This window comes from Desulfolithobacter sp., from assembly GCF_054025815.1.
Genome location: NZ_JBPMMS010000042.1, coordinates 117,737 through 141,381, shown reverse-complemented (window position 1 = coordinate 141,381; position 23,645 = coordinate 117,737). Strand labels below are relative to the sequence as shown.

24 protein-coding genes are annotated in these 23,645 nt (G+C 53.0%); 1 reads left to right on the top strand and 23 read right to left on the bottom strand.

Annotated features, from left to right (window positions below; all coding sequences use genetic code 11):
- Positions 1–64 precede the first annotated feature (64 nt).
- Genes ACXJJY_RS12205 through ACXJJY_RS12195 form a run of 3 tightly spaced genes read right to left on the bottom strand, consistent with a single transcriptional unit; the run spans position 65 to position 2,626 of the window.
- Positions 65–1,639, bottom strand: coding sequence for an ArnT family glycosyltransferase (locus tag ACXJJY_RS12205; protein WP_456388220.1), 1,575 nt, complete (start codon positions 1,637–1,639; stop codon positions 65–67).
- Positions 1,626–1,904 (bottom strand): lipid-A-disaccharide synthase N-terminal domain-containing protein, encoded by a 279-nt coding sequence (locus ACXJJY_RS12200; RefSeq protein WP_456388218.1) that lies wholly within the window; start codon positions 1,902–1,904, stop codon positions 1,626–1,628. The genes ACXJJY_RS12205 and ACXJJY_RS12200 overlap by 14 nt, the downstream gene beginning before the upstream one ends.
- Complete coding sequence (locus tag ACXJJY_RS12195) at positions 1,901–2,626, bottom strand: glycosyltransferase family 2 protein (RefSeq protein ID WP_456388216.1); 726 nt, start codon at positions 2,624–2,626, stop codon at positions 1,901–1,903. The genes ACXJJY_RS12200 and ACXJJY_RS12195 overlap by 4 nt, the downstream gene beginning before the upstream one ends.
- A gap of 342 nt (positions 2,627–2,968) precedes the next feature.
- On the opposite strand from ACXJJY_RS12195, the gene ACXJJY_RS12190 reads away from it, so the two are divergent.
- Complete coding sequence (locus ACXJJY_RS12190; protein WP_456388214.1) at positions 2,969–5,128, top strand: AsmA family protein; 2,160 nt, start codon at positions 2,969–2,971, stop codon at positions 5,126–5,128.
- A gap of 62 nt (positions 5,129–5,190) precedes the next feature.
- On the opposite strand, the gene fliP is transcribed toward ACXJJY_RS12190, so the two are convergent.
- The 20 genes from fliP to ACXJJY_RS12090 form a co-directional block, all read right to left on the bottom strand.
- Entirely contained in the window at positions 5,191–5,907 is a 717-nt protein-coding gene (gene fliP, locus ACXJJY_RS12185) for a flagellar type III secretion system pore protein FliP (protein WP_456388266.1), read from the bottom strand.
- Positions 5,908–5,930: 23 nt separating this feature from the next.
- Entirely contained in the window at positions 5,931–6,263 is a 333-nt protein-coding gene (locus ACXJJY_RS12180; protein ID WP_456388212.1) for a FliO/MopB family protein, read from the bottom strand.
- A 39-nt stretch (positions 6,264–6,302) separates the two neighbouring features.
- Entirely contained in the window at positions 6,303–6,692 is a 390-nt protein-coding gene (gene fliN / locus ACXJJY_RS12175; RefSeq protein WP_456388210.1) for a flagellar motor switch protein FliN, read from the bottom strand.
- Entirely contained in the window at positions 6,679–7,698 is a 1,020-nt protein-coding gene (locus ACXJJY_RS12170; protein WP_456388208.1) for a flagellar motor switch protein FliM, read from the bottom strand. The genes fliN and ACXJJY_RS12170 overlap by 14 nt, the downstream gene beginning before the upstream one ends.
- A gap of 3 nt (positions 7,699–7,701) precedes the next feature.
- Positions 7,702–8,220, bottom strand: a complete 519-nt coding sequence (locus tag ACXJJY_RS12165; RefSeq protein WP_456388206.1) for a flagellar basal body-associated FliL family protein — start codon at positions 8,218–8,220, stop codon at positions 7,702–7,704.
- Positions 8,221–8,247: 27 nt separating this feature from the next.
- The gene (locus tag ACXJJY_RS12160; RefSeq protein ID WP_456388204.1) at positions 8,248–8,991 is read right to left on the bottom strand and encodes an OmpA/MotB family protein; all 744 of its coding nucleotides are present in this window, start codon (positions 8,989–8,991) and stop codon (positions 8,248–8,250) included.
- Between the two features lie 14 nt (positions 8,992–9,005).
- The gene (locus tag ACXJJY_RS12155) at positions 9,006–9,770 is read right to left on the bottom strand and encodes a motility protein A (protein ID WP_456388202.1); all 765 of its coding nucleotides are present in this window, start codon (positions 9,768–9,770) and stop codon (positions 9,006–9,008) included.
- Positions 9,771–10,134: 364 nt separating this feature from the next.
- Positions 10,135–11,415, bottom strand: a complete 1,281-nt coding sequence (locus tag ACXJJY_RS12150) for a flagellar hook protein FlgE (protein WP_456388200.1) — start codon at positions 11,413–11,415, stop codon at positions 10,135–10,137.
- Positions 11,416–11,610: 195 nt separating this feature from the next.
- Positions 11,611–12,291 carry a flagellar hook assembly protein FlgD gene (locus ACXJJY_RS12145; protein WP_456388198.1) on the bottom strand — a complete coding sequence of 227 codons (681 nt, stop codon included), beginning with the start codon at positions 12,289–12,291 and terminating at the stop codon, positions 11,611–11,613.
- Between the two features lie 21 nt (positions 12,292–12,312).
- Positions 12,313–13,446 carry a flagellar hook-length control protein FliK gene (locus tag ACXJJY_RS12140; protein WP_456388196.1) on the bottom strand — a complete coding sequence of 378 codons (1,134 nt, stop codon included), beginning with the start codon at positions 13,444–13,446 and terminating at the stop codon, positions 12,313–12,315.
- A gap of 317 nt (positions 13,447–13,763) precedes the next feature.
- Positions 13,764–14,378 carry a MotE family protein gene (locus ACXJJY_RS12135; RefSeq protein ID WP_456388194.1) on the bottom strand — a complete coding sequence of 205 codons (615 nt, stop codon included), beginning with the start codon at positions 14,376–14,378 and terminating at the stop codon, positions 13,764–13,766.
- Positions 14,375–14,812: a flagellar export protein FliJ gene (fliJ, locus tag ACXJJY_RS12130; protein ID WP_456388192.1), complete on the bottom strand. Its 438-nt coding sequence runs from the start codon at positions 14,810–14,812 to the stop codon at positions 14,375–14,377. The genes ACXJJY_RS12135 and fliJ overlap by 4 nt, the downstream gene beginning before the upstream one ends.
- Positions 14,809–16,191: a flagellar protein export ATPase FliI gene (fliI, locus tag ACXJJY_RS12125; RefSeq protein ID WP_456388190.1), complete on the bottom strand. Its 1,383-nt coding sequence runs from the start codon at positions 16,189–16,191 to the stop codon at positions 14,809–14,811. Before fliI ends, fliJ begins: the two co-directional genes overlap by 4 nt.
- A 24-nt stretch (positions 16,192–16,215) precedes the next feature.
- Complete coding sequence (locus tag ACXJJY_RS12120; RefSeq protein WP_456388188.1) at positions 16,216–16,986, bottom strand: FliH/SctL family protein; 771 nt, start codon at positions 16,984–16,986, stop codon at positions 16,216–16,218.
- Positions 16,973–17,977, bottom strand: a complete 1,005-nt coding sequence (gene fliG / locus ACXJJY_RS12115) for a flagellar motor switch protein FliG (protein ID WP_456388186.1) — start codon at positions 17,975–17,977, stop codon at positions 16,973–16,975. The genes ACXJJY_RS12120 and fliG overlap by 14 nt, the downstream gene beginning before the upstream one ends.
- A 101-nt stretch (positions 17,978–18,078) precedes the next feature.
- Entirely contained in the window at positions 18,079–19,719 is a 1,641-nt protein-coding gene (gene fliF / locus ACXJJY_RS12110; RefSeq protein ID WP_456388184.1) for a flagellar basal-body MS-ring/collar protein FliF, read from the bottom strand.
- Between the two features lie 139 nt (positions 19,720–19,858).
- Positions 19,859–20,155 (bottom strand): flagellar hook-basal body complex protein FliE, encoded by a 297-nt coding sequence (fliE, locus tag ACXJJY_RS12105; protein ID WP_456388182.1) that lies wholly within the window; start codon positions 20,153–20,155, stop codon positions 19,859–19,861.
- A gap of 5 nt (positions 20,156–20,160) precedes the next feature.
- Positions 20,161–20,604, bottom strand: a complete 444-nt coding sequence (gene flgC, locus ACXJJY_RS12100) for a flagellar basal body rod protein FlgC (RefSeq protein ID WP_456388180.1) — start codon at positions 20,602–20,604, stop codon at positions 20,161–20,163.
- A 149-nt stretch (positions 20,605–20,753) separates the two neighbouring features.
- Positions 20,754–21,164 carry a flagellar basal body rod protein FlgB gene (gene flgB / locus ACXJJY_RS12095; protein ID WP_456388178.1) on the bottom strand — a complete coding sequence of 137 codons (411 nt, stop codon included), beginning with the start codon at positions 21,162–21,164 and terminating at the stop codon, positions 20,754–20,756.
- 33 nt (positions 21,165–21,197) lie between these two features.
- A complete protein-coding gene (locus tag ACXJJY_RS12090) occupies positions 21,198–23,507 on the bottom strand; it encodes a tetratricopeptide repeat protein (protein ID WP_456388176.1) in 2,310 nt (769 codons plus the stop codon).
- Positions 23,508–23,645: the final 138 nt, after the last annotated feature.

Here is a 23,645-nt window from a genome sequence, read left to right as displayed (position 1 = left end):
TTTTCCTTGCATGTCGGCCTTGTTCTTGTCTGTGAAAGGTCTTGTTCAGTGTTGCTCCGGATTTTCAGAGCATTTTGTCTATTCCCTGTTCGTTCCACAGCACAAGTTTTTTGCCCCTGTAGAGCTGTTGGAACAGTACGTCTTCTTGTCGAACGGGTTTGTCCACGGGCTCATAGGTGATAAGAAGTATTTTTTTGTTTGTATCTGCTATGGCTCTGATACTTTGTACATTGTGAACAACGACAATCGGCTTTGTCAGTCTGCCGATGAACTGAAACTGACCATAATATTTTCCCATGTTGACCAGCAGATATCCCCGATTTTCCATTTGTTTGAGAATCGAGGCCGCCTGGCTGACATCATAACGCTTGAAAAACCTGGTGCCAGACACCAGTATTAAGCATATGAGCGCGGCCGACGACAAACTTGTCCAGGTGATCAGTGCTGCAGTTTTTCTCTTTCTCAGGGCCAGGAAGACAATACCAGTAACGATCAGGCCTGTAGCGAGGAAATCGGTGTTGAAGTACAAAAGGTCGGCCGAACTGCCTTTTAATGGCAATCTATTCAATAAGTATGCCAGGAAGCCTAGAGAAATGTATGCGATTGCCGGCGGCCACGACCACCGCCCGTCCTGTCTGTCGGCAGGCACGAGGCTGAGATTGCGGGCAATGAGCAGGGCGAAGGCGGGTACCATGGGGATGAGGTAATAGACCTGTTTGCCGCTGATTATGGAAAGAACCGTTAGCGAGGACAGGGCCCAGACCAGGGGAAAGCGGACGGAATTATTTTCAGACCAGCCTGGAAGCCTGTAGATGGGGGCGATCATTGTCCACGGCATCAGCAGGGCGGGAATCACGGGCAGGTACCACCACCAGGGGTGCCGGTGGGCAAAGGAGGAAACAACCCGGTTGACGGTCTGTCCCCAGAGGATATCCTGGCGGTAACTTGGCCCACCGGTTGCGACCGCAGGGACAAGCCAGAGGGAAACCAGACCCAGGCCGAGGACAAGGGCCAGCAGGAGCCCGCCGTACCATCTGCTCAGTCGCCTGGATTGCGGAAGCCAGAGAAAGCCCAGCAGGGCCACGGGTACCACATGCGCCAGGATGACAGGCCCCTTGGTCAAAAGGCCACCCCCCAGTGCCGCTCCGACAAGAAGCCAGGGTTTTATCGAGTCTGTCTGTCCGGCCTTCAGCAGGCCGTGGATAGCAAGCAAAACCCAGAATGTCAGAACTATATCAAACATGATAAGGGGGGACCAGACAAGGTAGAGAAGGCAGGATGCAGTGACGGTGGCTGTCAGTCTGGCTGTGCGGGTATCCTGCCACAGTTTCAGGCTGATACGGTATGCCAGGAGGATATTGAGCAGGCTGAAAAGTATCGGGATGGCCCGGATGGTTTGTTCGTTTACCCCGAATATCCACCAGTCCAAGTTGATAAGCCAGAACAGAAGCGGTGGTTTGTGGGAATAGGGAAGACCATTGAGGTGGGGAACGATGAATGAGTTGTTCTGGAGCATCTCCCAGGCCACCGCCAGGTACCGTGTTTCGTCGATGGGCATCGGCGGCATGCAGTAAAGAAACAGCACTCCGGGAAGGAGAATGACGAGGAAGGGAGGCAATAGTTCCCTACATGGTTTCACTGTGTTTTTCCTTGTGTATAAAGTAGAGATTTCTCAAGTAGATAGCCGAACCCATGGACTGTCCGAGTATAAAAACCGGATCCCGCCGATGAATTGCATAGGTGAGCAGAACAAGGGACCCCGTGATGCTGAAATACCAGAACAGCTCCGGGATGACACTTTTTCTGCTTCTTTCGCTGGCAATCCACTGGACGATGAACCGCATGGTAAAGAAAAACTGGCCGGTTAGTCCTATGCCGATCCAGATGGTTTCGCTTGCCGTCATCTCTCTTTTTCATGCCTGAGTTTTATGATTTTTGCCCGTTTTTTGAGCCAGAAGACGCCCATTACATCCACTATACCGGCCAGAAACCGGTTCATGGTTCCGTAATGGGATGCGCCATGCTTCCTTGGCCGATGGGAGACTTCAAGGGATACAACCTGACCGCCCCTTATCTGGACCAGGGCCGGGAGGAAACGATGCATGTGGTCAAAAAACGGTAGCCGCTCAAAGGTGCTTTTGTAAAAGACTTTCAGGCCGCAGCCCGTATCCGGCGTGCCATCCCCGAGAAGATAACTCCGCACTGCGTTGGCCAGTCTGGATGAGACAATACGCCATCTTGAGTCGTTTCTCTTCCTGCGAAATCCAGCCACCATCTGGAGTTCCGGAGGTTGCTGCTCCAGTAACCGGGACACCAGTTTGGGGATATCGGCCGGGTTGTTCTGACCGTCACCGTCCAGGGTGACAATGATTTCTCCCCGTGCATTATAGATACCGGTGGCCAGGGCGGCACTCTGGCCATAATTTTCTTTGTGTTCCAGGACGATCAGTTCGGGAATATTTTTTTGCAGATTCCTGAGGATGGTCCGGGTGTCGTCATTGCTTGCGTCGTCAACGGTTATTATTTCACATGGATACTCCAGGTTGGTCGCTTGGATTTCTCTGATGAGCTCTTCAATATTTTCCGCCTCGTTATGGACGGGCAGTACTACGGATATAGAGATCATTTTGAGCTGTTGTCCTGTTTCAGGGTCTGAAAGCGGATGACATGGATACCGTAACCCAGGTCTGGTACAAAGTATCTCATTCAGTCCGGATAAGGAAAACCTATTCTGTGGGGCCTTACAATGAAATGAATCATAATACCAGGAAATATTTTTTTCAAAAAATGCAGGCCCAGGGGATCCAGCTGGAACCGGCGGCCAGGAGGCGGTTTTCTGCCCCGGCCAAGGGCCTGGTTTCGTCCGCCGGCAGGAATGATCGGTAAAACATGGTGACGGTCCAGGAAGATGTGGTACCTTGAATGGAGCGAATGATGATATGTGGAAATCAATCACGGGAGAAGTGAAATGTCTGTTCTGAAGTGGCTGCTTAAAGGCGTGGTCGGCGTCATCGTTTTGATGATCATTGCCACGATTATCCTGCCCAGAATAATCGACAGTGAAGCTCTTGAAAAACAGGTCTTGAATCGTATTGAGAAGCAAACTGGATACAGTCTGCAGATAGAAGGGCCACTCCGGTGGTCGGTCTTCCCCTGGATAGGTTTGGAGACGGGCAGGGTTACGGTGGAAAACAGGGAAGGGTTTGGTGCCGAGCCGCTGGCCGCCGTTGATAAGCTCGATGTCAAGGTGAAAGTAACTCCGCTTTTTCGCAAACTGGTCGTGGTCGACACCGTTACCTTGAAAGGGGTACGCCTTAACCTGGTTCGTGATCTGTCCGGGCGTGGGAACTGGGAAGTTCCTCTTTCTGACGCAAAGGATAAGACAGAAAAAGCCCAGAAAGAGGAAGGTCCCCCCAGAAGCGGCGGGCCCGGCATGAGCAACCTGGTTTTTGAGATGAACGGTCTTTCCATGCAGGATGTCGCAGTTTGCTTTGAGGATCGGCGTAAAGACTCCAGGATCGAGATTCAGGGCCTTGCCCTTGATGTCGGGAAGCTTGTTCCTGAAAAACCTGCCCCTGTCAAGGTAAGGTTTGGATTGGCAAGCACTGAACCGGATTTGAAACTGGAGGTCGATTTGGGTACCAGTGTTCAGTTTTCCGGCGATTTGCAACGTCTTGAATTGCGCGATTCCGGGTTGGATGTGAAAATCATGGGTGACGGTTTGCCGGAAAAAGGCCTGCGATACAGGCTGGGTGGCGACTTGTCGCTGGATCTGGACAGGGATGAATTAGCTGTTCAGAGACTGACCCTGTCCGGTCCCGGAATGAATGCAGGAGGCAGCCTGAATGTGACTGGAACAGGACCGCAGCTGCGTGCAAATGGCAGGCTGGATTTGAGGCAGGTTCAACCAAGAGAGATTCTGGAGCAGTTCGGTGTTGCCGTGGAGCTTGGAGATCCTCGCGCTCTTTCGACGTTGTCTGGAGAGGTGTCTTTTACCCTTGAAGGAGAAACCCTGACCTTCAAACCCATATCTCTGCAATTGGATGATACCACTGTGACCGGGGATATCAGGGTCCTTTCATTGACAGGCCCGGTTGTGCGGGCAGGTATTTCAATGGATGACATTGATCTGGACCGTTACCTCCCCGCAGGAGCCGGAGAAAAGGACACAGCCTCTTCCGGATCAGCTCCTGAGGAAGAAGATTTGACTGGTAAAACAAAGGACCTGGAACCAAATCAGCAACAGGACGTGTCTCCATCCTTTGATGCATTGCGCCGTCTCGACATGAAAGTGGAGCTCCGGGTTGGCCGGCTCAAAGTGCGTAACCTGCACCTGCAGAAGGTGGTTGCCGGACTTTCGGCCGCTCATGGTGTCATCAGGATGGATCCTCTGGAGGCTGCACTGTATGACGGACAACTTTCAGCCCTGATTTTTGCTGATGTGCGTAAGGATGTTCCTGAAATCAAGATAACAAAGCAGCTTTCCTCCATTCATGTGGGGCCGCTTCTCCGGGATCTGTCCGGTCGGGAGCAGTTGACCGGTATTGGCGACGTTCGGGTCGAGGTTCGTTCCAGGGGATTTTCCGAAGCCATGATTACCAGGAACATGAACGGAAAGTTCTCCTTTGTTCTCAGGGACGGTGCGTACAGGGGATTTAACCTGGGCCGGGCCATTCGTCGGGCACAGGCTGCTGCAGCCGGTAAAACCCTGGCGGCTGACCAGGTAAAACAGACTGATTTTACGGAATTACGCGGCACTGCCCGGGTCATCAGCGGTATAGTGGAAAACAAGGATCTCTATATGGCTTCTCCTGTTCTGCGGATTACAGGTCAGGGAAAAATAGATCTTGTGCGGAAAATGATCGACTATCAGGTTCAGGCCAAGGTCGTTGACTCTCTTGCCGGTCAGGGTGGCAGGGCTGGAGACGAGCTCAGGGGGCTTGCCGTACCGGTACGCATAAAAGGGAGCCTGGACGAGCCTGCGTTCAGGGTCGATGTGGAAGCCGCCTTGAAAAATGCGGCGAAAGAGCAACTTGAAAAAAGGAAATCCGAACTCCTGGAAAAGGCCGCGGAAAAGGTGGAAGGGCGGTTGGGCAGGCAGCTTCTGGAGGGATTTATCGGTCAGTAGGGCAGGCAGTGGGCAGCAAGGGGAGCGGGCCGGCGTTCCGGGTATCTCCGAAGTTTTTCCGGTCAGCCAAAGCTCTGGACGAGTGATCCCACGACCAGTGCCCAGCCGTCCACAAGGACAAAAAGCAGCAGCTTGAAGGGGAGGGAGATGATGATCGGGGGCAGCATCATCATGCCCATGGACATGAGAACTGAGGCCACGATCATATCAATGACCAGAAACGGTACATAAATCATGAATCCCATCTGAAAGGCCAGTTTGAGTTCGGAGAGCATGAAAGCTGGAATCAATACCGTGGTGGACAGGTCGTTTTTATCTTCTGGCTGCTCTTTTCTGGTGATGTCAATGAAAAGCTGAAGCTCTTCTTCCTGAACCTGAGAAAACATAAATTCCCGCATCTCCTGCACGGCGATGTTCAGGGCCTGTTCCTGGGAAATGGTTTCCTGAAGATATGGTTGCAGGGCCTGGTCGTTGATGCGGTTGATGACCGGTGACATGATGAAAAGGGTCAGGAACAGGGCCAGGCCAATGATTATCTGGTTTGGCGGCATGTTCTGGGTCCCCATGGCCTGGCGGACAAAGCCAAGCACTATGACGATGCGGGTAAAGGCAGTGGTCATCAGCAGTATGGCTGGGGCAATGGAGAGTATTGTCAGGACAAAGAGGACCTGGAGGGCTGTAGATACTTCCTGGGGGCCGGCCGCCTCCTTGATGCCAAGAGAAATGGTTGGCAGCCCTGCGGTCAGGGCTGGTGCAGGAAGCAGCAGAGCAGCAAGCATGATGAGGGAAAGAGGCCATACTTTCACTGTGTGCTCTCGTCCATTATTTTTTCGAAATCTGTGCGGTCACGTTTACCCATGTCCGCGAGCAATTCTATTTGGCCGTTACCGACACCAAGCAGCAGCTCTCTGTCCCGTACTTCCACCAGGACGATGGAGGCTTTTGGCTGCAGATGTCTGATTTCCCGAATCTTGATCACCCCTCTCCCGGAATGGCCCAGTCCCATTCTTTTCCGGGCAATGGCATAGATGACGAGAATAAGCCCGACGACCACGAGCAGCGCCCAGACCATCTGCAGTGCTGAAGATCCCAGGGAGTTTGATGACTGGGCTGCCGACGCTTTTTGTGGCAGCATCAGCAGTAATGTCAGCAAATGGAAGGGGAAACGCATGGCTCAGCCGAGTTTCTCGATCCGGTCGGACTGGCTGACGACCTCGGTCAGTTTGATGCCGAATTTGTCCCCCACCTTGACCGCTTCACCTCTGGCAATGAGCCTGGAGTTGACATACAGGTCAAGAGGCTCACCCGCCAGCTTGTCCAGCTCGACCACATAGCCTTCTCCCATCTGGAGGAGATCCTTGATAAGTATCCTGGCCCTTCCAACTTCCACAGATACCTGGAGCGGAACGTCGAACAGAAACTCCAGGTCACGTGGCAGGTTTTTGCGCTCGTCGGCTGTCCTGCCGGCAAGTTCGGCCGCGGTCTCCTTCAGGAGCTCGGCGGTTTCTTCTGGATTCAGGGTTTTTCCGGAAGCATCCGGATCAATATGGTCAGTTGTTTCCATGAAATTCTCCTAATCGATTGGTGTGGATTCCTGTAATGTGGAAAGCCTTTTTGCCGTTCCGTTCGCCTGGAATGGCGAAAAACTTTGGCTTGTCTTCCACGAGAATGGTCAAAGGGCTGTCCGGATCGTATCCAAGATCGATAATATCGCCTTCCTCAAGCTCCAGAATCTGCCTGATGGCCATGTTCAATTTGCCGGACTGTGCTATCACCAATGAGCTCATTTCCTTGACTTCGTCCTGAAACACATTGGCCCAGGTGGAAACGGAATGTGTAACTGTTACTATTTCTTTTATTTTTTCGCGGATTGGTTCCAGTGTCAAATAAGGTATGATCAGACGCATCTCCCCTGTCTGCTGGCCCACTTTCAGCTGGAACCGGCTGACCAGGACCTCGGTTTCAGAGTCGACAATGTTGACCAGGCGAAAGTTGTTTTCCACCTTGATCAGCTTCGGATCAATGGCGACCACCTGCCGGAAAGATTTTCGAAGGTCCGTGCCGATGGAGGCCATGATGCTCTTGAGAACATTAATCTCAATGGTGGTTAACTGCCGGTTCAGGGCTATGGATTCCAAGGTGTTGGAGGAGCCGAGCATGATCTCCAGCAGGGTGAACGAGAGCATGGTATCGAAATGGAACAGGCAGCCGTATTTTAGAGGATCAATGGAATAGATGCCTATGGCCCCCTGGTCCTCGAGTTCCAGCAGACTGTCCTGGAATGTGGAACTGGTGATCTCGAGTCGGTTTATAGTAAAAGTGCGCTGCAGCTGATTCGTCAGTGCTATGCTGAAATTTTTGGCGAAAACATCCAGCAGGATATCCAGGTTGGGTATTCGGAGCTCATCCTTGTCGTCCCGGACATAGATCTGGAGCAGGTCCAGGTCCCTGGTCGGCTTGGGCACGGGTGTGTACCCGCTCTCCTGGTCAATGGAGTCCGGTGAGATGCGTCCTTCCCTGACCGCTGCCAGCAGATCGGCGATCTCTTCTTTGGTGAGGATTGGTTCCACGGTTTATTGCACCACAAAGTCAGTGAGATATACGTCCTTAACCTTGCCGGCCTTGAGAAAGGAGTTTATTTTGCTTTTCAGCTCGGCTTTGAGCTGCTTCTTTCCCTGCAGGTCCTGGAGCTCTTCGAAAGTTTTGTTGCTTATCAAAAGGATGATGGCGTCTCTGATCTGGGGAAGCCGTTTGTTTGCCTCCTCAAGGGCCAGCTCGTCACTGAGCTCCAGGGTCAGGGCAGCCTTGACGTAATGGGTGCCCTCCTCGCTGATAATGTTGACGATGAACTCCTTGATGTCGAGCATCGGGCCTATATCAGGCTCAGCGGTCGCTGCCGGTGCGGCAATTTCAACTTTTTGTTCTGGTGTGGCCTCTTCTGGAGGTGGCTTTTTCAGGACAAGAAAGTAAAAAGCCGCACCTCCGCCAAGCAGCAGGACCACCAGGACTGCGGCGATAATAATGATCAGTTTTTTCTTGGATCCTGACTCTTCCTGACCTTCCGGATTTTCCTTTTTTTCTTTTTCTGCCATGGATGGTCTCCAGTAGGCGGTTTTGGATTACAGAGGAATGGGCGGTGCTGCCTTGGCACTGGCAAACCTGATATCGGGGTGGAGAACAAAATCCACCCTGCGGTTTTTCGCTTTGTTGTCTGGCGAATCGTTGGGCGCGACCGGGCGCGTGTCTCCGTAGCCGACCGCTGCCATGCGATCCAGGGGAAAGAGTTTTCCGCGGTTGTAAAAACGCATGACTGATATGGCACGGGCAACCGACAGGTCCCAGTTGGTGATGTTTTGGCCTGTTAAAGGTGTGTTGTCCGTATGTCCCTCGATGCGCATGGTCATGGGAAGAGGACGGATGATGTCGGCGATTTTCCGCAGCAGCGGGTAGGATCCTGGATTCAGAGCAGCCTTGCCCGGGGCGAACAGGACTGCATCTTTGATACGCAGGATAATGGTGTTGTCATCGCGCTTGATAACTTCGACCCGGTCGCTGATTTTGGTCATCTCGATGTCGGTTTTGATCCTCTTGTAATACTTGGCCGCGGATGGCTGGGGAATGGGGGCGAATTTGTTTTTGGGGGTGGAGGGCATGACCGGGACGGTGTATTTGCTGGTGGTTGAATAGGTGCTGAATCCAAAGGCCTGCTCCAGAGATTTTTTAGCTTCGTCAAATTTGATCTTGTCCATGGTTGCCATGGACAGGAGGAGGACGAAAAAGGTCAGCAGCAAGGTAACCAGATCACTGAATGTAACCATCCACAATGGTGCGCCGGCAGGACATTCTTCCTTTTTTTTTGCCATGATCGACCGTCGTCTCAGTTAAAAGATGATTCCCGTTCGCTGGGGGCAACAAAGGCGTGCAGTTTCTGCTCCATGATTCTGGGATTTTCTCCGGAGAGAATGGAACCCATCCCTTCGACAATAATGGTTTTTTGCAAAATCTCCGATTTTGAGCGGGTTTTCAGCTTGCCGGCCATGGGATTGAAGAGAATATTTGCCAGCACAGCTCCATAGAAGGTGGTAAGCAGAGCAACTGCCATGGCCGGGCCGATGGAGGAGGGATCACTCATGTTCTGGAGCATTTGCACAAGCCCGATCAGCGTGCCGACCATGCCCATGGCCGGAGAGATTGTACCAAGAGAGAGAAAAATTTCCGCTCCCTTGCTGTGGCGATCCTGGATGTATTCGATCTCTATGTTGAGCATGGTTTTCAGATCTTCAGGTTCCTGCCCGTCCACAGCCATCTGCAGGGCCTTGACAAGGAATTGGTCTTCCACCGAATCAATGAGGCCCTGCAGGGAAAGGATACCTTCTTTGCGAGCCTTGTTGGCAAATTCAATGAGTTGCGAGATCAGGTCATTGGTGCTTGCTTCCTGATAGAGGAAAGTTTTTTTGATAACATTGATCGCACCCAGAATATCGCCGAGAGGATAGTTGATCAGGGCAACGCCGAAGGTTCCGCCAAAGACGATGAGCATGGAGGGCACGTCGATAAACATGCCTAGCCCGCCGCCCTGGAGAATCGCCATCAGCATGAGGCCAAAAGCGGCAACGATTCCGATTATTGTTGCTATATCCACGTTGTCATCCTTTTGACAGGAAGGGGAAGTCGTTCAAGGCCCGCAGTATTAGGGCAACAGGCCTGGAATATCTCAATTCGATGATTGTATCTGAATTGAGGATTGATGACAAGGATGCAAGTAAAATGCCATCATCTTTTTCTGTTCCACCACGGGGGACGGGTGAGTTTGTGGGTGGGGCGGTGCAGGTGAATCCGAGGCCCGGAACCTCCGGGCCTCGTCAGGATGCAGGGTGAGTGTCCATGAGTGCCGGCTCATCTCATGGAGGAGGGTTTAGTACCAGGCCTGTTGACAATCTCTGTTTCGGGCGTTTGGCCATAGTATCAAAAACATGTCTTACCGGTCATTATTTTGACACTATGGATTATCGTTTGAGATTGATCAACTCCCCAAGCAGCTCGTCGATGGTGGAAATGATTTTCGAGTTGGCTTGAAAACCGCGCTGAATCGTGATCATCTTGACGAACTCCTGGCCCATGTCAACGTTGGATTGTTCCAGGGAGTTGGTGAATATGTTGCCAAGTTCCGGACCGGGAAGACCGACTCTTGGGCCTCCCGAGTCTGTAGTGGACACATAGAGATTCGATCCTGCCAGTTCCAGACCGTTGGGGTTGCGGAATTTACCCAGGACCAGCTGGGCCACGTTGACCTGTTCGCCGTTGGAGTAGGTGGCGACAATGATACCTTCGCTGTTGATCGACACGTTGGTCAGGTTGCCGGAGGCATATCCGTCCTGCTCCTGACCGATGACCACTGATTCCGAGTCGTACTGGGTGCAGTCGAAAACAATGTCTATGGTCTGGGTCGTGTCCGATCCGTTTCCAAAGTCCAGGGCCGTGGTGGTGACTGCAAAGGAATCGTTGGTGCCATCCCGGTTTTGATCGTACACCAGGTATGCGGGATCGATGTTGCCGTTTGCGTCAAAAGTGAAGGTGCCGAGATCTTCCGAATAACCGGCATCAGGTATTTCCGCGTAAGCGTGCCAGGTGTTTGTCGCCGGATCATCAACTCTCCAGTACACTGTGAGCAGGTGCGGTTCGCCCAGCGAGTCGAAGATCTGTCCTGTGCTCGTGTAGTTGTATGATGTTGTATCAGCCGGGTCAAAGGCGGTGGCTGGAGTTTCCGACGCGGCATCAAGGTTTGTGTTGTAGATCATGTACGTGGTTGGATTGGCCTCCACCAGGCCTGAGGTGACCACCTGGATGTCGGTCGGGTCACCGGGCACGAGTTCATTGTTTTCGTCAAAGATCCTTCCCTGCACCCGGTATCCTTCCGGATTGACCAGGTAGCCGTCCGCATCAAAGCGAAAGGCACCAGCCCGGGAGTAGTAGATTGTATCCTCGGCCGGATTTTTGAGCAGAAAGAATCCTTCGCCCTCGATGGCCACGTCTGTATCCGAACTGGTGGCCTCAAAGGTACCCTGGCTGAAAATGTTGTCGACTTTGGAAACGCCGACTCCGCGGCCGACCTGGGAAAAACCTCCCGAGCCGGCGACAGTGCTGGAGAGCAGGTCGGAGAAGACAGTCCGGGCGCCTTTGAAGCCTATGGTATTGGTATTGGCAAGATTATTGCCTATAACGCTCATGGCTTGGGAGTTTGAGTTGAGTCCGCTGACTCCACTGTACATAGCACTCTGAATGCCCATTCTTACCTCCTGCTGATTGTTTCTTGTCTGGTGATCGGAAGGGGAAGCCGGGTCGTCATGCGTCCTGTTGCTGCCAGCATGACCAACCATGAAGTCTCGGCTCCCACAGTCGGGTGGTGAGCGAGTGAGGTTCCCACCCGAAAGAGGCATCCATGCCTGGTGCGGTCCTTTTTCCCTTGTTTCCTGCGGGCAGGTTCACTGTTGAGGCTCGTAAATTCCATGAACCGAAGAGAGTGTGAATTCACCTGCGCTGGTTATCAGGGTTGCTTCGTTATTGCCCAGATCGACTCCGGTAATTTCGGTGCGAACCAGAGGATAAACCCCGACGGTTTCCTCTTGGGTGGCAGCCTGGGCCTGGATCATGATCTGATAGTTTCCGGCCGGCAGTTCCTGGCCGTTGTTGTCAAGACCGTCCCAGATTATAAAATGATTGCCCTGGGACAGGTCATCGGCTTGCATGGTTTTTACCACTGCCCCGCCGCTGTTGAGGACGGACAGGGTGATATTTGAGGCCTGCCCGTCGACGGTATAGCCTATCTCCACCTCTCCTGCCGGTGGCAGGTAGAAATCAGTACCCTCGACCATGGCTTCCTTGCCGATCAGCGACAGGGCGGCCAGCCGATCCGAGTTCTTCTGGGCCTCGAGAAGCTCTTCCATGGTATCATTGAGGTTCATGGACTGTTCCAGTTGACTGTACTGGGCCAGCTGAGCGGTCCATTCTGTCGAATCCGTGGGGTTGAGGGGGTCCTGGTTTTGGAGTTGGGCCACCAGCAGGGTCAGAAATTCGTCTTTGCCCAGAGTGTCGTTTCTTTCGCTGACCTCACTGGACTGGGAAAACGTTGTCGTTCCCTGATAAATACCTGAAACATAGCTCATGGTGCACGTTCTCCGGAAGGGTTACACATGTACGCTCAGCCCCTGTCGGCTGGTCGGGGGAAGAGGCTCTGTTTCGCTGTCGAGCAGGGATGCAAAGTCCCCGGCCGTGTTACCGGACCTGGTAAAGGTCCCGGAAGCCTGATGATCCGCCGTCGGGTTGCCCTGATCCGGTGTGGAGCTGTCCTGGCCGCTGGCCGCTATACTGACTTCGACTTCCTCGAGATTCATCCCCTGCAGCTCCAGCGCATCTCTCAGTCTGGGCATGTTTTTTTCCAGAACATCCTGTACATGAAGGTTCTGGGTAGTGATGTGGGCCCTTATATTGTCCTGGTCCACTTTAATTTCCATGCGCAATTCCCCAAGCTCCTGAGGGTGGAGACGAAGGACGATGGAGCCGGTCTCCAGGCGCTGGTTGAGGGTGAAACGTTCCACTACCTGACTGATGATATGGTTATCCGGAACATGGATACCTGGAGTCGATTGTGTCATGGCGGTTGCAGGTGTTTGACCTGGAGCCTGAACCGTTGAAAACGGGTTGTTGTCAGCCTGGGCCAGGGTGAATATCAGGGCCGGATTTTTTTCCCCGGCTGTGGAGTGCATCTGTATCCCACGGACCAGTGTATCATGACTGCCAGGTTGATCTTTCTGATTTTGAAGGTTCTGCTCGCTGTATTCTGTTTTCCGGCCGACCGGTTCCAGCCCTGACGGGAGATTGGCCTGGAGGTAATGGGTCTCGACGCTCTGGCGGTGACTCATGCCAGCCTGGTCGATGGCCAGGTTGCCCCCGGATCCGGGCACCCACTCTCTGGGAGTGGCCATGTCCTGAAGTGAAGGTTGTCCGACTCGACTGCTGAATGTCGCTGACCAGTTCTCTATCGTTATTCCGGGGCCAAAACCTGATTTCTGTCCGGCAGGATGAGTTTGTTCCGGCGCTTTCTGGGCCGGTATTGTGAACTCGATGTCCTTACCCGTGGTGAGTGCTGTCAACTGGGTGATTACGTTCGAACCCCTGGATGCGGTAAGTGCGCGGCCGGCCGCGGCTTGGGTGGAAACCGATGCCGGATGCGTGTTCTGTGGCTGCAGAAATGGATTTTCCGGAAGAACAGTCATGACCAGCTGATCATTATGGGTTTCAATTATCGAAACTTCTTCCACAGGGGGTTCTTCCCGAGTCTGGTTCCGGGCACCCGGACGCCCGGTGGGTCCTGTCTTCTGGTCAGGAGCTGTTTTCTGTCCCGTAGCCTGTGCTGACAGCTGTTTTTCAGCAGTTCCCCCACGGGCGGCATCGAGTTGGGACTGGAAATTTTCTCCCTGGGGTTTTGATCCAGTCGCCAAGCCGTCTGTCCGGGCCGGGGCAGAAGTTGTTTCTGCTGGTATGATAGGAATTGTCTGCATAAAGTTCCCTCGTTGCCGGGCCGTGTCAAAATTATGTGCCGGTGTTTCCTCTGGCTTGGGTAATAGTCCTAATCCTGCTACAGGGCCCCGAGTTTTGGAAAGGCGGATGTAAGGCTTGCAGCCTTGTCTCTTTCCATGTTGCTCAGGATTTTTGCCGCTGATTTTGGCTTCATCCGGAAAAGAATTGCTATGGCCAGGTCCTGGTCAATGGTGGCGAGTATCGCCGCCGCTTTTCCCGGATCCATCTTTTCGTACATTTTGCTCAGGTTGGGAGAAACCTGTTCATACATTTTGTTCAGGTTGTCTTTCCGGCGTTGCTCTTCGGCTTTTTTTTCCGCCAGAAGCTGCTCGATATTTTTTTTCAGCTCCTGGAGCCGGTCTAATTTCTTATCGACCTCCTCTTCAAGGGTCTTTAGTTCCTTTTTGCGCGCATCAAGTTCTTTCTTCTCCCGGGCAAGCCTTTTCCGCTCCTCGTCCAGGGAGACATAAAGTCTTCTCTCTTCGACCGATCCATACTGCAGCTCGCTGTCTCTCTCCTGTCCATCTGCATCTGCGGGTGTTGTGGCCGCTCCAAGGGGCATGCAGAGGGAAAAGAATATGCAGATCAGCAGTAAAATGGCTGTCCTGGACTTGAGCATGACGATGACAGGGTTCAGGTTACAGGTCTTTTTCGTAGTGCTGGTATCCATCATTGTTTCCTGTTGTGGAAAAGTACCGCGATTTCATCGAGCATGGCTGCTTCCTTCTTGGCCAGATAAGACCTGTATGCCTTGTTCTGGTGTTCCTTCAGTCTTTCCAGGACCTTTCGTTCCTGCCTCGCCTTGATCAATCGTTTACGCTCCATGTGAACTTTTTCAGCTGCTTCCTGAACTCTGGCTTCGAGCTTGCGGACATTGTCCCGGACAATATCTATACGGTTTTCAAAAAGGATGAGCATTTCCGGAGTGGTTCCCTGGATCCGCTGAGAATCCAGATCATTGAAAAGCTGTTGCAGAGAGTCTTTTTGCCGGACGAGATCCTGCCGGAGTGATTCTTCTTTTTCCCGGGCGGCCATGAATCGCTGCCTGGCCCTGTCTTCTTGCTGTTGCCGGTACTTGAGGACCGGTTCCATGGAAAACGGTTTCATGCGTTGTTCGTCTCAGCCGCGGTTTTGCGACGGTCACGGCCGCGTCTTCCCGGCCGCCTGCGATCTCTTCCCTGGCGTTCGCTGACCAGTTCTCCCATGGCCGCAATTGTTTCTTCCAGAGAGACTGATTCGTTGAACCCCTGAGCAAGAAAGCGGTTTATGGCATCGATGCGGGAAATGGCATAGTCGATTTTCTGGTTCGATCCGGCAGCATAGGCTCCTATGTTGATGAGATCCTCGCTCTCTCTGTAGGTCGCCAGTACGGAACGGATTTTTCCGGCCAGTTCCATGTGGCGCGGTGAAACTATGTCACGCATGACCCGGCTGGTTGACATCATGACATCAATGGCCGGATAATGATTTCTGGCCGCCAGGTCGCGTGACAGGACGATATGGCCATCCAGGATCGAGCGAACGGCGTCGGCTACCGGCTCGGTAAGGTCGTCTCCGTCAACGAGGACGGTGTAAAGGCCGGTTATCGAACCTTTGCCCTGGAAGCTGCCGGCGCGTTCAAGCAACTTGGGCAGAGTTGCAAAGACAGAAGGCGTATATCCCTTGGTGGTGGGAGGCTCGCCAATGGCCAGGCCAATTTCCCGCATGGCCATGGCAAAACGGGTCACCGAGTCCATCATCAGGAGGACATTTTTACCCTGATTGCAGAAAAATTCCGCAATGGCGGTGGCGACGAAAGCGCCGCGCATGCGCAACAGGGGGGACTGGTCTGAAGTAACAACGACAATGACCGATCGTTTCAGGCCCTCTTCTCCAAGATCCCTTTCGATAAATTCGCGAACCTCGCGCCCCCGTTCGCCGATAAGGGCGATGACATTGACGTCTGCGGAGGCATATTTTGCCATCATTCCAAGCAGGACACTCTTGCCGACTCCTGAGCCGGCCATGATGCCCATGCGCTGACCCTGACCGCAGGTGATAAGGCCGTTGATCGCCTTGATGCCAAGGTCGAGTGGATCCTTGATGTTTTTGCGCTGCATGGGACCGGGCGGAAGGCTGTAGAGATGTTTTTCCCCTTCCAGAAGGAGCGGTGGCCCGTTATCGAGAGGTTGTTCCATGGCATCAATGACCCGGCCAAGGAGTTTTTCCCCAACTTTTATGGTGGCGCTTTCCTTGATGACTCTTATTTTGCTGCCCGGGCCAAGACCTCTCAGTTCGCCCAGGGGCATGAGCAGGGCCTGGTCATTGTTGTAACCGACGATCTCGGCCGGTACCGGAAGTCCTTCATCCAGCGGGTGGATTTCGCACAAAGATCCCACAGAAGAGTGAGGACAGTATCCCTCGACTACGAGGCCGACGATTCGTCGTACTTTCCCGTAAACCCGGATGGGCGAGAAATGTTCTATGAGTTCGGGTCTCAGTCGCATTATCTGGTCTGCCTGCCGGGATTGTCAGGAACTGGAGCCGTCGGGATCCTGAATGGCGGCTCTGTCCTCGTCCGAATCGTGTTGAGTCAGGAACTCCCGCGCTGTATCCAGTTGCCCTTCGATTGTGGCGTCCACCGAGCAGAGATTTGATTCGACCAGGCATCCGCCACGGGTTATGCTGGTATCGGTTTTGAAAGAAATATGGTTAAGGCCACGTATGGATGCAATCAGCCCGGCGTGCATCTCTTCGGCCAGGGCCAGGTCGTCGGGGTGGAGGGTGATTGTATACTCGTCGCTGGCTATGGCGGCCTCAAGAGCTGCTTCCAGGGTGGAGGCGATGATGTCCCGGCTGGTAGAAAGTTCACGGCCCAGGATCTTTCTGGTCAGGGCGATGACCACATTGATCACCTCTCCCCGACTGCCGTTGAGGAGATTGCGGTGGAGATCGTTCAGTTGCCGGCAGATTTCCTCCAGGGCTTCGAGGCTGCTTTCAAAACGAGCCTGCAATTCCTCCCTGGCGTCTTCCTGTCCCTTTTGATACGATTCCTTGCGGATTCTTTCCACATCGACCGGCTCTGGTTCTGCCTCCGGGGGTGATCCCGGAGGCGGTGGTGACGGTCCTGCATTCTCCGGCACATCTTCAGGGTTGTCCTCCAGGATAACTGCTTCCTCTTCATCGGTCCCTGGTTCCGGTACCTGTCGGACTACGGCGGTGTCTCCAGGGATGATTTCTTCCGAAATCAGTGTGATGGGGGTAAAGGAGGGGTCGTCTTTAAAGACTTTAGACGAGCTCATCGCCTCCTCCCTTGCCAAGGACAAGCTTGCCTTCTTCTTCCAGCTTCATGGCTATCTTGACAATGGCCTGCTGCATGGACTCGACCTCGGAGAGTCGGACCGGTCCCATGGCCTCCAGATCGTCGCGGATCATGTCGGCTGCCCTGGCTGACATGTTGGCAAATATTTTTTCCTTGAGCTCATCGGATGCGGTCTTCAGAGCCATGGTCAGCGTATCGTTGTTGACTTCCCGCAGGATCATCTGCAGTGAGCGGCCATCCAGGTTGGACAGATCCTCAAAGGTGAACATCTGCTTGCGGATTTCTTCCACCATTTCAGGGTCCATTTCCTCGATATTTTCTAGGATATCCGCATCCAGGTTGTTTTCCATGTGGTCCAGGATCTCAACAACCTTGTCAATACCACCGACCTGGCGCTGTTCATGTTCGGCTACTATGCCAAGTTCTTTGTTGAGGGCGTCTTCTATCCTGTTGATCACATCCGGCGAAACCATTTCCAGGGTGGCGATGCGATAGATAACGTCAGCCTGTTTGTCTTCAGGCAGGTTGGCTATGATTTCAGAGGCGTGATCAGATGTCTGGGTCGAAAGAACCAGGGCCACTGTTTGGGGATGCTCGCGTTCAAGCAGCCCTGCCACCATTGCTGGCTGCATCTTGGATATGGTTTCCAGGGGTTTTCCTTCTGTTCCCGAGGCAAAGCGTTTGAGAAGTGTCTCGACCCGTTCTTTGTCTCCGGCTCTGGAAATGGCTTTTTTGGCAAATTCATTGCCGCGGACAACCATGCCTGCATAGGATTCTCTGGAAAGCTCAAAATCTTCAAGGACCCGCTGGCGCACATCTTCCGGGATGTGTTCGATCTTGGCCATTGCCCGGGTGATTTTGAATATTTCCTCGTCGGTCATCTCCTTGAGGACCTCGGCGGCGATATCTTCACCAAGACATATCAGCAAGATAGCGGCTCGCTGTATTCCATTCAGTTTCTCTGCGGACATCGTTATTGTATTGGATCAGGGAGTGCGGACAGCCCTGGCCTCTTTTCCCTGGCCTGTTTTTTGACGGTATCCAGGTCTCCGGGGGCCACTTCTTTCCGCATTCATGATTGTTTCTGATGTATCCAGTGTTTGAGAATATGGGCTGCAAAAACAGGATTGTTCATAATTTCTTCACGGACCCTGAGCACCGGATCCCGCTGGATTTCAGCCAGCTCCTGCTCTGCCTGCTCTCGAGCCGCGGCCTCGGCTTCCTGTTCCCTGGCCCGCTGTTCAGCCTCCAGTTCCTCGACGGTTTTGAAGTGTGCTGTTACATCCTGGCGCAGGGTTTTTATCAGCGGCCTGATCATGAGCAGGTACACCAGCAGAGCCCCGACAAAGACAAGGCCGTAGCGGATGAGCGGCATGTACTGGTAGATCATGACCCCGGCAACCGATTCCGGTTCAACCTGTTTTGCGGGTTCGGTAAACGGCATGGAGACGATTTCTATCTTGTCGCCCCGCTTTGGATCCAGGCCAAGGGCTGAGGAGATCATGTTTTCGATCCGTTGCAACTCCTGCTCTGTGCGTGGTACGAAGCGGGCCGGATCCTTGTCGGTGGCCGGAGTCATCTTGTCGGCAACGAGAACGCCAACAGATATTTTCTTTATGGTCCCAACCGGTTGGATAGTCTTTGATATGGTTTTGGATATTTCGTAATTTGTGGTGCGCTGGGAGCGGCTGCTTGACGGACTGGTTCCGGTTGCCTGGTTGATATTGCCCTGGAGATTAGACTCCACTCCGGGGATTCCGCCTGTGACCAGGGACGATGATTTTTCTTCAGACAACTGCTCACTGCGGATGACCGGTTCGTCAGGATCGAACTTTTCCTCTGTCTTTTCCGTTCGTGAGAAGTCAAGAACCGCTGTCACCCGAGCCATGGATTTTCCCGGACCCAGTGCTTTGTCAAGCAGGGCCTGGGCCCGTTGCTCAAAGGTCTGTTCCACACTGAGCTGGTATTCTATCATGTCCGGGGACATGGCGCCGAACAGGCCGCTTTCTTCTTTGCGGGTCAGAATTCTTCCGGTCTGATCGATGACTGTCACATGGTCTGGAGATAATCCCTCCACAGATCCGGACACGAGATGGACAATTCCCTGGACCTGGCTCTCCGCAAGTGTCCTGCCTGGTCTGATTTTGAGAATGACCGAGGCTGTGGCCGGTTTCTGCTGGTTCTTGAACAGCCGTTTTTGGGGCAGGGCCAGGTGAACCCTGGCGTTTTCCACCGGTCCAAGAGAAGCTATCGTCCGGGACAGTTCCCCCTGGAGCGCTCTGGTGTAGTTGACTTTCTGGACAAAATCGGTAAGCGCAAAGGATTGCTTGTCAAAGATTTCAAAACCTACTCCTGTGCCCTCGGGCAGCCCGGCCGCAGCAAGACTGAGTCTTGTTTCGTGCACTTTATCTACAGGCACCCAGATGCTTGTACCGCCATTCTTGAGTCTGTATGGGACGTTATTGGCTTTGAGCCACTCGACGACAGAAGCTGCGTCAGTCTCATTGATATTGGCAAAAAGTAACTGGTAGTCAGCAGTACGGGCCTGGATAATGATGATGGCAAACAGGGCTACAGAGACCAGCACTACCCCGGCCAGGGCGAGCTTTCGGGCCAGGGGCCATTCCTTGATACGCTGGATCAGGACCTGCCATCCTGTTTTAGGGGCAACACCTGTTTCATCCCTTTGTGGAGTACCGGATTCTTCTGCCATGGGTTTCTCTTGCTTCTCTTGTCTGGGTCTGGTTTGACACTTTGGGTGCCTGCGGTTCGCAATTCTTTTGATCTTTTGCAAAAACGTACAGCAGGACCATGTTGAGTCTAAGCTGTGTTCTCAGGGCCTGTAACTGTAATCAGACCTGCATCCGCATGACTTCCTGGTAAGCCTCGAGCATTTTATTGCGGACCTGGACCAGGTATCGAACCGATATATCGGCCTGTTCCAGGGCGATCATTGCTTCGTGAAGGTTTTTTTCACCTCCGGCGTGAACTTCCTGGACAGCCTTGTCAGCTTCTACCTGCCTTGTGTTGACCTGTTCAATGGAGTTTTTGAGCAGGTCCGAGAAAGATTTTTCAATACTTGTGACCGGTGACTGGTCCTTACCTGCTGCCGGAGAGGCTGCGCCTGAGCCTGTCAGCGACTGTATCATGACTGTTACCTCCCTATTTCAAGGGCTTTCATGGCCATACGCTTGGCGGACTTGACCACCGTGGTGTTGGCTTCGTAGGAACGGGTTGCAGACATCATGTCGGTCATTTCCTTGAGGACGGAGATGTTTGGCATCAGAACATATCCGTCTTCGCCGGCATCGGGATGGGAAGGATTGTAGATCCGTTGAGGAGGTTCCTGGTCTTCAAGGATCCTGGCTACCCGCACCCCCTGTGCGGCCTGGGCTGCGTTGGAGTTCATGCTGGATTTCATGTACTCCTGAAAGGGAATATTCTGGGTTTCGAAGTAAACCGACTTCTTTTTATACGGTCCTCCCTCGGGGGTAGAGGTGGTTTCCACGTTGGCCAGGTTGGAACTGATTGTATTGAGCCGGATCCGCTGGGCCTTGAGAGCTGATCCGGCGATCTTAAAGGTGGTGAAAATATCCATTTGTGTCTCCTTTGCTTTCAGCGACGTTCGTCTCTGTGTGGAGTCCCGGGCTGTGGTGGGTTCTTGACCGATTTCTGGACAGACACAATCCGTGCTTTCAGGAACTGGTGCTGCCTGGTTCGGCTCATCCCATTGCTCTTAAATGCAAATTACTTGCCATTGTTGGCGGTGTATTTAAGGATGGCCAGTTTTTTGTTCAGCATGGTGACTGCCGCTTCGTAGAGCAACTGGTTTTCTGAGAGTTTCATCATCTCCTGTTCTACGCTGACTCCGTTTTCATCTCCAATGCCCGTTCGGTCTGGTGTTCTGGTTATGGTCCCTGTCACCTGGTCCAGGTTTGACGGAGAAACAGCAATATGTCCAGGGTTTGTCCGGACTGGACGAAGCGAGGGGCCGTGTAGAACATCATGAAGCTGGGATTCAAAAGTCATGGTGGCAGGTGCGTATCCCGGGGTCTCTGCATTGGCTATGTTGGAGCTTATGATGCGCTGGTTTTCCGAACGCAGGTCCAGCACCTTTTGCAGAAGCTTCATCGTGGTATCCAGGCGTGTCAATTCCATGGCTTATTTCTCCGCGCTGAGAGATGGCTTTTGTTATTGAATGGGCGGCATTTGCAAAAGATCTATTTCTTCCCTGGCGGCTTTGCGCCACAAGGGGTCGTTAGTCTCTTCGGCCAACCTTTGAAGCTCATTAAGCGCCTTCTCCATTTTACCTTTTTTTTCATATATCTGTGCCAGCCTGAAAAGGGATTCTTCACGGTGTTTGTCTCCTTCGGCGAGGATCAGGAACAGCTCTTTCGCCTGGTCCATTCGGCCAGTCCGATAAAGTGATTCGGCCAGCTGATACACTTGTTCCGGTTCTTGATCGTTTGGGTCCAGAAGAGGATTCTGGAGGAGTTCGATGACCTTGTCAAAGCGTTTGAGGTCAAAATAAACAGAAGCCGCGGCCCTTATTGTTTGACTGTTCTTGGGCCAGTTGTCGCTGTCCAGGATTTGTTCTGCTTTTTTCAGCTTCCCCTGTTTGGCGAGCGCCTCAAGCCGCAGAAGAAAAATATCCGTTAACTCAGGTCCTTCAGGATAACGCAGTGTGTATTGATCTGCATAGTCTTCCAGGAGGTCGTACCGATGGCACTCCTCAAGGGACTGCAGCAGGGGCAGGTAATGTTTCCTGCGTTGGGATTCAGGCGAAACTTCGAGGAGGTAAAGGTAAACCCGGGCCGCTCGCTCGGGAAGGCCAAGCCTGGTATAGGCCTGGCCAAGTTTGTCGAGGACTTCAGTGCCGAGCCAGCCGCGGGTGAACAGCTCTCTGTTTTCCCGGGCCAGGACCAGGGCTTTGACATAGCTTCCCTGGGAGATGAGTTTGTCCAGAACCCCGGGAAGGTATTGGATCAGCAGGGCCCGTGCTTCGAGATTCAGCATGCCGCTGCGGAATTCACGAAGTTTTTTCATTGCTGTTTCCACGGCTTTTAACTGGTTTCCTGTAAGGGCGTATACGAGAGCTTCCTTGAAAAGGGCTTCTTCCCTTAAAACCTTGACAGGTGCTTTCCCGGCCAGGTCTGCGTATGTACGGGCCAGTTGAACGGGTTCTTTTCTTCCGCTGAGATAGTCGAGATCCGTCAGTTTGAGCCAGGCCCTGAATTTTCCTTCTTTGCCTGGAAAAGCATCCTTTATTTCCTGGAAAACGGGTTTGATTTTTTGTGGAGGTTCGCCGCTGTGCAACCTGCTCATCCCCAGGCGGAACATGGCCAGGTCCTGACCGGGTTTGTCGTTGAGTAGTGCAGCCAGTTTCTTATACCAGGTGGTGGCTTCCTGGTATCGGTAGTGCGTGTAAAGAGCATCTGCAAACATTGCCAGGGACATGGGCTTGCCGGAGATAATCCGGGAGCGATCCAGAAGCTGCAGGTATGAAACCAGGGCACTTATCTGTTTTCCGCGCATGTATCTGGTGTCGGCCTGGCGGAGGAGTCTGAGCAGTTGTGCTCTGCCGGTGAAGGCCACATCATCTCTGGCCAAAATTTTTTCAGCTTGCTCCACTCGTCCAGTGACCAGGGCGAGTTCTGCCTGGAAAATTATGAAGTATGGATGCAGTTTCGGTATGGTCTGGAGGTTTTTTTTAAGTTTTTTCAGGTCGTACCATGCCAGGTGGGGGTCTTCGTGTTCTGCCTGGAGATAGATAAAGAGATATTTGGCCAGAAGAGCGGTTTTTGTGTCAGGCCAGGTGTACATGAGCTGCTGGAGCAACTGATAGGGCTCGGTGTATTTCCCGCCGCGCACCTGCAGCTCCGCATAGGTCAAAAGCAGACGCTCAAGAACAGCGACATCAGGCTGCTGGTCCAGCTTTTCCCGAACCACCTCGGCAGCCTGGTTCCATTTTTCTTCGGCTGCATAACTCTTCGTATCCTCAGGAAGCCAGTGGTCCGGGTTCATAACCGGTGAGACATGCCTGGCCAGCGGGAAAGGGGGCAGGGTGAATACGGGATCTGGTTTGATAGTGACCGGACTTTCATATTCACTGAAAAAGGATTGCCAGTCAGAGGCATATTCGGACAACTTGACCGGGTTGGTGTAGTCTGTTTTTGCGCCTGTAGTCTCCACAAGGCCGGGAATTTTGGTCGCCAGGTCGCGATAGCTGGCGGTCAGGGGCGAGCCGGGCTGAATGCTTAAGGCAATGGAGTTGTCGTTTAATGCAGTTGCTTCTGTTTTATCGGGAGGATAACGAAAATAAAAGGACAGAGATGTGTTTTTGTCCTGCCTCCTGATAAGCATTTTGATGAGTCTGTCATCCTCTTTGAGTGGCGAGATGTTTTTGGCTGTGATGGTGTCCAGCAGCAACAGCTCGAGCCGTTTGCCGGATGTTACCAGGCGGTATTTTGGCAGTTTGTTGAAACGAAGGAACACATGCACAATTCTGTCCTCGTCGGTTCTGCTGAGTTTTTGCAGAATAGACGTTGCCAGGGACGGAACAGGATGCGTCCAGAAAAAGAAAAAGAAAAGGAGAAGTGTTGTTTTTCTGACAGATATCATGGGACCAGTTGGCGTTGA

Bases quoted from the DNA above. Each gene is read 5' to 3' on its own strand.
- ACXJJY_RS12200 (WP_456388218.1), bottom strand. From the start codon at position 1,904: ATGACGGCAAGCGAAACCATCTGGATCGGCATAGGACTAACCGGCCAG.
- ACXJJY_RS12195 (WP_456388216.1), bottom strand. From the start codon at position 2,626: ATGATCTCTATATCCGTAGTACTGCCCGTCCATAACGAGGCGGAAAAT.
- ACXJJY_RS12190 (WP_456388214.1), top strand. From the start codon at position 2,969: ATGTCTGTTCTGAAGTGGCTGCTTAAAGGCGTGGTCGGCGTCATCGTT.
- fliP (WP_456388266.1), bottom strand. From the start codon at position 5,907: ATGCTTGCTGCTCTGCTGCTTCCTGCACCAGCCCTGACCGCAGGGCTG.
- ACXJJY_RS12180 (WP_456388212.1), bottom strand. From the start codon at position 6,263: ATGCTGCCACAAAAAGCGTCGGCAGCCCAGTCATCAAACTCCCTGGGA.
- fliN (WP_456388210.1), bottom strand. From the start codon at position 6,692: ATGGAAACAACTGACCATATTGATCCGGATGCTTCCGGAAAAACCCTG.
- ACXJJY_RS12165 (WP_456388206.1), bottom strand. From the start codon at position 8,220: ATGGCAGAAAAAGAAAAAAAGGAAAATCCGGAAGGTCAGGAAGAGTCA.
- ACXJJY_RS12160 (WP_456388204.1), bottom strand. From the start codon at position 8,991: ATGGCAAAAAAAAAGGAAGAATGTCCTGCCGGCGCACCATTGTGGATG.
- ACXJJY_RS12150 (WP_456388200.1), bottom strand. From the start codon at position 11,415: ATGGGCATTCAGAGTGCTATGTACAGTGGAGTCAGCGGACTCAACTCA.
- ACXJJY_RS12145 (WP_456388198.1), bottom strand. From the start codon at position 12,291: ATGAGCTATGTTTCAGGTATTTATCAGGGAACGACAACGTTTTCCCAG.
- ACXJJY_RS12135 (WP_456388194.1), bottom strand. From the start codon at position 14,378: ATGATGGATACCAGCACTACGAAAAAGACCTGTAACCTGAACCCTGTC.
- fliJ (WP_456388192.1), bottom strand. From the start codon at position 14,812: ATGAAACCGTTTTCCATGGAACCGGTCCTCAAGTACCGGCAACAGCAA.
- fliI (WP_456388190.1), bottom strand. From the start codon at position 16,191: ATGCGACTGAGACCCGAACTCATAGAACATTTCTCGCCCATCCGGGTT.
- ACXJJY_RS12120 (WP_456388188.1), bottom strand. From the start codon at position 16,986: ATGAGCTCGTCTAAAGTCTTTAAAGACGACCCCTCCTTTACCCCCATC.
- fliG (WP_456388186.1), bottom strand. From the start codon at position 17,977: ATGTCCGCAGAGAAACTGAATGGAATACAGCGAGCCGCTATCTTGCTG.
- fliF (WP_456388184.1), bottom strand. From the start codon at position 19,719: ATGGCAGAAGAATCCGGTACTCCACAAAGGGATGAAACAGGTGTTGCC.
- fliE (WP_456388182.1), bottom strand. From the start codon at position 20,155: ATGATACAGTCGCTGACAGGCTCAGGCGCAGCCTCTCCGGCAGCAGGT.
- flgC (WP_456388180.1), bottom strand. From the start codon at position 20,604: ATGGATATTTTCACCACCTTTAAGATCGCCGGATCAGCTCTCAAGGCC.
- flgB (WP_456388178.1), bottom strand. From the start codon at position 21,164: ATGGAATTGACACGCCTGGATACCACGATGAAGCTTCTGCAAAAGGTG.